At 36.9% G+C, this 521-nt stretch carries 1 pseudogene; it reads left to right on the top strand.

From position 1 onward, the window contains the following. Nucleotides 1-521: pseudogene (locus ACOSP6_RS00490) on the top strand (hypothetical protein); the annotation flags it as partial.

The following is a 521-nucleotide window of genomic DNA, read 5'->3' as shown; positions in this document are numbered from 1 at the left end:
GATAGCGATCTTACAACAAACATCAACTTGACACAGGCGGAGATTTCTATTTCTAATAATCATACCAACGAAACTTTCCAATACTATCCAACACAAGCCGATGCAATTGCGGATACCGCTCAAATCGCTGATCCTGTTTCTCATTCTGCTTCTGATGGTGATTCAGTTTGGGTAAGAACTATTTCTAGTGAAGGATGTTTTAGAATCTCTAGGTTGGACATTACCATTTCTTTTGCTGGTGATGTTGCTTACAATGAAGAGTTCACTACTTGTGATGATTTCTTAGATGCTGATGGAAATGATTCTATTAATAACGATGATAGAGATGGAATTGCTAATTTCGATATTAGTCCTGCGATTGACGACATTAAACTTTTATTTGATCCTGCTATTAGGGACGATTTAGACGTATTATTCTTTGAAACTGAAGCAGACAGAGATGCCGTAATCAATCAAATTCCTGATCCTGCTAATTACAGAAACACCAATATTCCTGCAACGACACAGCAAACTATATTTGT

The sequence above is a fragment of the Tenacibaculum sp. MEBiC06402 genome, from assembly GCF_049239625.1.
Classification (GTDB): domain Bacteria; phylum Bacteroidota; class Bacteroidia; order Flavobacteriales; family Flavobacteriaceae; genus Polaribacter.
This window is presented reverse-complemented; position numbering and strand designations above follow the sequence as displayed.